The 6450-nt window shown below is 56.9% G+C and carries 7 protein-coding genes; 1 reads left to right on the top strand and 6 read right to left on the bottom strand.

Annotated elements, in window-relative coordinates:
- Window positions 1–627: peroxide stress protein YaaA (yaaA, locus tag H7A81_RS24785; RefSeq protein ID WP_182059039.1), on the top strand; the 627-nt coding region annotated here is incomplete at its 5' end.
- A 103-nt stretch (window positions 628–730) separates the two neighbouring features.
- On the opposite strand, the gene tssE is transcribed toward yaaA, so the two are convergent.
- The 6 genes from tssE to H7A81_RS24755 all read right to left on the bottom strand — a co-directional run.
- A complete protein-coding gene (gene tssE, locus H7A81_RS24780; protein ID WP_182059038.1) occupies window positions 731–1156 on the bottom strand; it encodes a type VI secretion system baseplate subunit TssE in 426 nt (141 codons plus the stop codon).
- A 2-nt stretch (window positions 1157–1158) separates the two neighbouring features.
- Window positions 1159–1683: a type VI secretion system lipoprotein TssJ gene (gene tssJ / locus H7A81_RS24775; protein WP_182059037.1), complete on the bottom strand. Its 525-nt coding sequence runs from the start codon at window positions 1681–1683 to the stop codon at window positions 1159–1161.
- A complete protein-coding gene (gene tssG, locus H7A81_RS24770; protein WP_034827130.1) occupies window positions 1664–2743 on the bottom strand; it encodes a type VI secretion system baseplate subunit TssG in 1080 nt (359 codons plus the stop codon). The genes tssJ and tssG overlap by 20 nt, the downstream gene beginning before the upstream one ends.
- A complete protein-coding gene (gene tssF, locus H7A81_RS24765) occupies window positions 2707–4476 on the bottom strand; it encodes a type VI secretion system baseplate subunit TssF (protein ID WP_182059036.1) in 1770 nt (589 codons plus the stop codon). The genes tssG and tssF overlap by 37 nt, the downstream gene beginning before the upstream one ends.
- Window positions 4477–4501: 25 nt before the next feature.
- Entirely contained in the window at window positions 4502–6094 is a 1593-nt protein-coding gene (gene tssA, locus H7A81_RS24760) for a type VI secretion system protein TssA (protein ID WP_220458122.1), read from the bottom strand.
- A gap of 87 nt (window positions 6095–6181) precedes the next feature.
- Window positions 6182–6450, bottom strand: a 269-nt coding sequence (locus H7A81_RS24755; RefSeq protein ID WP_220458121.1) for a DUF3592 domain-containing protein, incomplete at its 5' end; no start/stop codon positions are given.

The raw sequence follows: 6450 nt of genomic DNA, 5'->3' as shown, positions 1-6450 counted from the left end.
ATGAGCATCAGCGACAAACTGGCACATCTGAATGCCGATCGCTTCAACCAGTGGCAGCCGCCCTTCACGCTCGACAATGCGCGTCAGGCAATTCTGGCGTTTAAAGGTGACGTGTACACCGGTTTGCAGGCTGAGACGTTCAGTGATGCAGATTTCGATTTTGCCCAGCAGCACCTGCGCATGCTGTCCGGTTTATACGGCGTGCTGCGCCCACTGGATTTGATGCAGCCTTATCGTCTGGAAATGGGCATCAAGCTGGCCAACCCGGCGGCGAAAGATCTCTACGGTTTCTGGGGTGATTTACTGACGCAGAAGCTCAATGAAGCGATGGCCGAGCAAGGCGATGAGGTGCTGATCAACCTGGCATCTGATGAGTACTTCAAAGCGGTGAAGCCGAAGCAACTGAACGGTGAGTTGATCAAGCCGGTGTTCCTTGATGAGAAGAACGGCAAGTTTAAAGTGATCAGTTTTTACGCCAAGAAAGCGCGTGGCCTGATGAGCCGCTATGTGATTCAGAACCGCCTGAGCAAGCCAGAGCAGCTGAAACAGTTTGATGTCGATGGCTATTTCTTTGCGGCGGATGAGAGCAAGGGTAACGAACTGGTGTTTAAGCGCCGCGAGCAATAGTCTGGCGTGCCATTCGGTGCACATGAAAATCAGGTCGTCCCAATGGCGACCTGAACTCATGACCGGCAGTTAACCCTAGCGGCGTGATTTATCACGCTTATCTCTAGCGCAAATGACCTTTCTGCCGCAGATGCCGTACCAGAACGCGGCCTTCGGGCATAAACTCGGTGCCAAAACGCACCAGTCCCACCTGCTTTAACTCAGCTTCTAACGTATAGCGCAGATGACCCGGCGTGCGCTGTTCCATCAAGGTCAGCTGCACCTCTTTAAGTCGGGGCTCATATTTCAGCAGCGTGTAGCGCAGGATCGCCATCAGCCGATGCGCGGTGGCGGGCAATCCCTGCAGAATCACGCTCATATCCGGCAGACCATAATCGGGCAGATGCGCCAGCGATCCGGCGCGGCTGTTGAGAATGCGCTGCATGTTATCCAGCACCGACAGGATCACCTGCTCACGCTCATCCACCTGATTCAGATCCAACTCCCCCTCAAAGTTGAAGGAGAGCATTTCATACAGCGAAGGATTCATCGCTATTCCTTGTGCTTCAACGCTAAATCGCCATTGCCCAGCACGATCACCCGCGCATCATCAGCATCGAGATCGTCGCGATCCAGCACCAAACGCCAGCTATTCTTTTGTAAATCAGGCGAGCGGAACAAACCGACTACAGCGACGTATTTGGCTTCTTTATCCATCGGCACATCCAGTGACACGCTGCCGCCCGGCATGACGGTGACATCACGTTGCGCCAGCAGGTCGCCTTTTAGCGTGCTGTCCGCCTGGGTTAACAGCGTCTGATAATCGGCTTTATCGAACGCCTGACGATCCTTCAGCTGATAAACCCGCAGCAGCGTGGCGAGCGGTACATCACCTTCATCGCTGTTAACGCCGCTGCGTGTGGTGAAATCGAGATGCAGCGTGGTGATCTTCTTATAGAAGATGGAACGCGTCATTGAAGCCGTGCCTTCGGAAACGCTCTGCGTTAAACCACAACCGCTGAGCATCGCCGCGCCAATCATCGTGACTGCCGCGAATTTAAAATTGATAACCGCCATCAATGGCCTCTCGTTGAACAGGATTAGGAGTCAGTCCCTGGTAGACATCCAGGTTTATCGTGATGTTGTCTGGCAGCGATGCCGGCTTGCGTTTGGCGCTGAAGCCCAGAATCGCGCTGCGCCCCAGCTGCACATGGTGACGCTGCAGCCGGGCATCGGGCAGTACGCTGTGCGGTAACGTCAGCTGGAGTTTGGCGCTGCAGCGCCAGCCAAGGTATACCCGCAGCAGCACCAGCAGGTCGCTGTGCAGTTGACCGCCGGGCTGCCAGCCACGCGCTTCTTCGGCATCAGCGGTATAGAGCTTCAACAGCAGTTGGCTGTTGGCATCGACACCGACCTTGCCCAGCACCTGGCGTTGTGACAGTAAGGTGCGTTGCTGCGGATTAAACCCGGCGGGTTGCGCCAGCGGCACCGATTGCGGCCAGTGGGCGATCACCCGCGCACGCGTATGCGGGGCCAGCAGCGTCACCAGCGACTGCACACCTTCTGCGGTGCGTGTCGGCAATCGCATGGTGCTAAGGAGCGCAAGAAAGCGCGACATGGGCGTGGCGATCTTACGTGCCGATCCCGGAATACCCAGGCCGATCAACCCCAGCAAACACTGTGAGGTGGCATCGCTGCCGCCCGCTTCGTAGCTGGCGGGATAAGAGTATTTGCGCCAGATGCGATAAAACTGCGTCAGCATGCGGTGGTTAAAAATATCCAGAAAGCCTTCAATCGCCTGATGCCCTTCGCGGCGCTGGGCAATGTCATCGAGATAGCGCGTGGGCAGTGGCGAGTCCACGCCGTATAAGCCCAGGAAAGTGGTGCGCACCGAAGGCAACTGATCCGGTGTTTCACCCCACTCGACGCGTTTCATCTCACTGCTGGGAAAGCCCATGCCCGGATGCGGCCGAAAGCGCAGCGGATCGTTGGCGGGCGATGAAGTCGATCCCAGTGGCGCAGTACCCGCACTGGCATTTTCCACCAGCTGACAGAAGCGATAAAAATTGGTTTTGTGGATCACCGGCGCGATCCGCGCAATCACCCCGGAATGCGCTGGCTGTGATTCTCTTTCCATCGCAGGCATCGTCCTCCAGGTTGCAAAATCAAAGTTAACTGATTGAAAAGATGGATATCAGCGTAACGTGCAAAGAACTGATTCAGCATCTCACCAAACAAGCAGATATCGCCTTCACCGCTAAAGCCATCACTGTTGAGGGTCACTTCAATATCCACGCCACGCAGCAAGAAGCCCTGCTCAAAGCGCTGAATGAGATGGTGTTTCACTTCCACAATCGCTTCCAGACGACGGCGGTTCATCTCGCTGTCGGTCCAGTCATACAGCGCCAGCGTGCCGCGAAGCACCTCGGCGTTGTCCATCATGCTCAGGAAGTTTGATCCCAGATGACTCAGGATGCGCCAGTGAAAACGATCTTCTGCCGGTGGGTAACAAGGCAGCGTTGGTGCGCAGAGGTTTTGCACCCGCAGAGGCACCTGGGTGGTTTGCAATGCGGTATCGAGTAAGGTGCTGCGCAGCGCTTTACGCGGTAACTGGCCGTTGGTGCCGGTGATGCGCAGCGACAGGGTTTCACCCGCCTGCTGCTTGTCATCCTCAAACGCGTCGCCACCGAGAATGATCCAGGTATCGTGCAAACCGGATGGCCCGCGTCGGACACGCGTGTGGAAATAACGTTCTGGCGCATTGTGCCGCAGCATCCCGCCACGATGGCGGAAGCTGGTGAAAGGCACATACTCCTGCTCGTTAGCACGCTTGGAGGATCGCACGGAGTCCACCGAGTAAATTTCGGTGTGTCCATCCTGCACACGCAGTGGCCGCAGCAAGTACTCGTTTTCCAGCCCAGTGATGGTGAGAGGATCGGCATCCATCGTGAACAGATTCACCACGGGCACACAATGCAGGCGGAAGCTGTCGCGGTTAAACGGCAGGTCATACTGCCAGTGCTCGCTCAACACAATGTCGATTTCGAACCACGACAATGAGGCGGGCAGCAGCACCTGTTCGAGGCCATTAAGCGCCACAAACATAAACTTCTCGCGGAAGGTGAAGTACTCCAGCAGCAGCTGGTAACCGCTAAATGCGGTGTCGCTTTTCGGCCATAGACAATCCTCTGAGTCAAAGCCCTTTGGCGAAAAATATCCGTCCAGTCGACGGCGATCGGGCACTGGCTGGCCGGGGTAGCGCAGATAAATCGCGTGAGTTTGTCGGGTCAATGCCAGGTGCAATGCAGACGCTACGGGCGTATCGGCATTGAGATAGAGCGGCAAAGCGCTCAGATCCACTTCGCGCCAGTCGGCTAAGGCGCTGCAATCAAAACGCAGACGGATCATCGAACGTCCATCCGCCTCGGTTTTGAGTGAGGCATCACTCAGCGTTAGCGGATTGATGGTCATGGATTGCGTGGTGCGATAACGACAACGCGTCCCTTTGCTGCCCACTGGTTGCGACATCACTTCAAAGCCGCTGTCGAGGGTTTCACTGACTTTCATCGCCCGGTGCTGCGGCGCCAGTTCAACAATCGACAGAGACGGAATGGTGCGCAGATAGTGCGGCCACAACAGGCTGACCAACCCTTCGGTGAGTTCTGGCAGGTCATCATCCAGCTTCTCTCTCAGGCGGCCCATCAAAAAGGCAAAGCCCTCAAACAGACGTTCCACGTAAGGGTCGCGGTCACCCACTTTGTCCAGATTCAGCATCGCGGCACGATCGGGATGCGCCTGGGCAAACTCGTGTGCAGCCTCTTTCAGATAACGCATTTCCGCTTCGTAGTAGCGCAGCGTTAAGTCATCCATGTAAACCTCATTGGTTCTTGTCGTATCAGGTGTTAAACAGCACCGCTGCCTGCACCGGGTCGATGGCGACCAGGCCCGCTAGCAGTGCGTCGATTTGTCTTGATAGCGCAGCTTTATCTCCTTCGCTACGTTGCAGTTTCAGGCGCAGCAGCTTTAGCAGACGTGCTTTTACCTCAAACAGCAGCGTGGGTTCCCACTGCTCCAGACGCAGCGACTGATCACCCCGATCCAGCTCGCTCAGCAGATGCTGTGCCATATCATTTTTGCCGCAGGACTCCGCCACGCGCGCCATTAGTAATCGCTGCAACCAGCGCTCGCGACGTGTGCTGACCTCCGGCGCGTCACTGATCCAGCGCAGCGCCGCATCCAGGCCATCGCTATCGGCGCGAGTCAGCGCCTCTTCTTCCAGCGCGGCGATGTCATAACCCGCGCCGCTGCTGACCACGCGCGTTTCCGGCTGCCAGCGCGGTTGATTACCCTGCACGTGCTGGGCAATCCACTGGCGCGTGGTGTCATCCGCGAAGGCGGTGCCATCGTTGAAGCGCTGGTTTTCCAGCTCGGGTAAACGTTCGAGAAACATGCCGAGGTCGCGTTTGGCGATTTCCGCCCACTGCGAATAAGGATGGCCAGATTTACTCAGCGCCTGATTGGCATACCAGTGCAGATCCAGCCAAAAGTGATTCACGCCTTCGATAAACATGCGTTCCACCTGCTCCAGCAACTCCATCCAGCTCTGTTGCAGATGCAGGCGTTTCAACTGGGCGCGAAGCTCGCTACGCGGCGGGATCAGGCGTGTATTGCCGCTGCTATCCTGTGCCGGAAGTTGATGCACCGTATCCCAACGCACGCTGCGCATCATGCGCGAACTGGCTAGCCAGCCTTGCGGTTGGTCGCGCAGGTAGCGAGTCAGTTCTCGCGCCTGATCGATTAGATCACGGCCCGACTGAATCCGGGTCACGGCAACCGGTGCACTCTGCACTGCCGCCGCCGATGACTCTGTGGTGGGTGCCCCCTGCGGGCTTTGCTGGCTGGCACCGCCCGCCAGCTGCAGACGGGTTTCAAGCATTTTGACCAGCCCATCCAGATCGGGCTGATTGGTCGCCTCCCACGTTGCAAACTGGCTGTTGAGCAGACCGAGGGCGGCGATGGCTTGTTCAATTGCCTCACGATTGGCCTCGGGAAACAGCGAAAGGCTGTCCTGTACTTTGCTCCCCGCCAACCACTCCAGCGCGGCCTTACGGCTTTTGCCTCTGGCCGGCAGCAGTTGCTCACCAAAGTTCGCCACCAGTCCCGACAGCAGCGTGATGCCTGCCGCCAATCCGGCATCGCCCTCCTGATGCAATCTCGCCCAGCAGTAATAGGTGGCGACACGAACGTCCTTGCACTGTTGCGTCAGCTGTTTTTCTGCCAGCTGGGCGATCAGTGCGGTATCCACGCCAGAGAGTTTGTTGACCTCTTCGCGCATGAGCTGGAAATCATCTTCATACGAAGGATCTTCACCAACGGGAGAGGGAGCGCTAATGGGCTGCAGCCACGGTTGCCACGCTGCAAGCTGCTGTTGTGCCTGTTGATCGGCATCGCGCTGCCCGAAGCAGCGTTGAATCAGTTTTTGTAACATCATGATGGTGTTTAATCTGAAGAGATGGATAGCGGCTCGAAGGTTATCGCGTTCGTTAGTACGCGCTCGTGCAGACAATGGTGGCGATTACGATGACGCGCTGCTGTCAGGATTGGGCGCTCTGATATGGTGACGCGTAGCCAGCATCACTCTGACCAGAAACACAACAAGCAGCAGTAAGCCTGCCAGCATCACTAATTCGCCGGAAAACGACAGCATCTGCGCATTTTCAGGGTGTTGTGGATCATAGTAGAGGGTGACATGATTACCGATTTGCACGCTGACGAGCCAACTGTTATTACTCGTTTTGACGCGCCGAAGCTGGCCCTCTGCCGAGCGATATTCCACAATCGGGA

The sequence above is a fragment of the Pantoea sp. ME81 genome, assembly GCF_903970985.1.
In the GTDB taxonomy this organism is placed as follows: Bacteria; Pseudomonadota; Gammaproteobacteria; order Enterobacterales; family Enterobacteriaceae; genus Pantoea; species Pantoea communis.
Note: the sequence above shows the minus strand (reverse complement) of the source record. Positions and strands in the feature narration are given on the sequence as shown.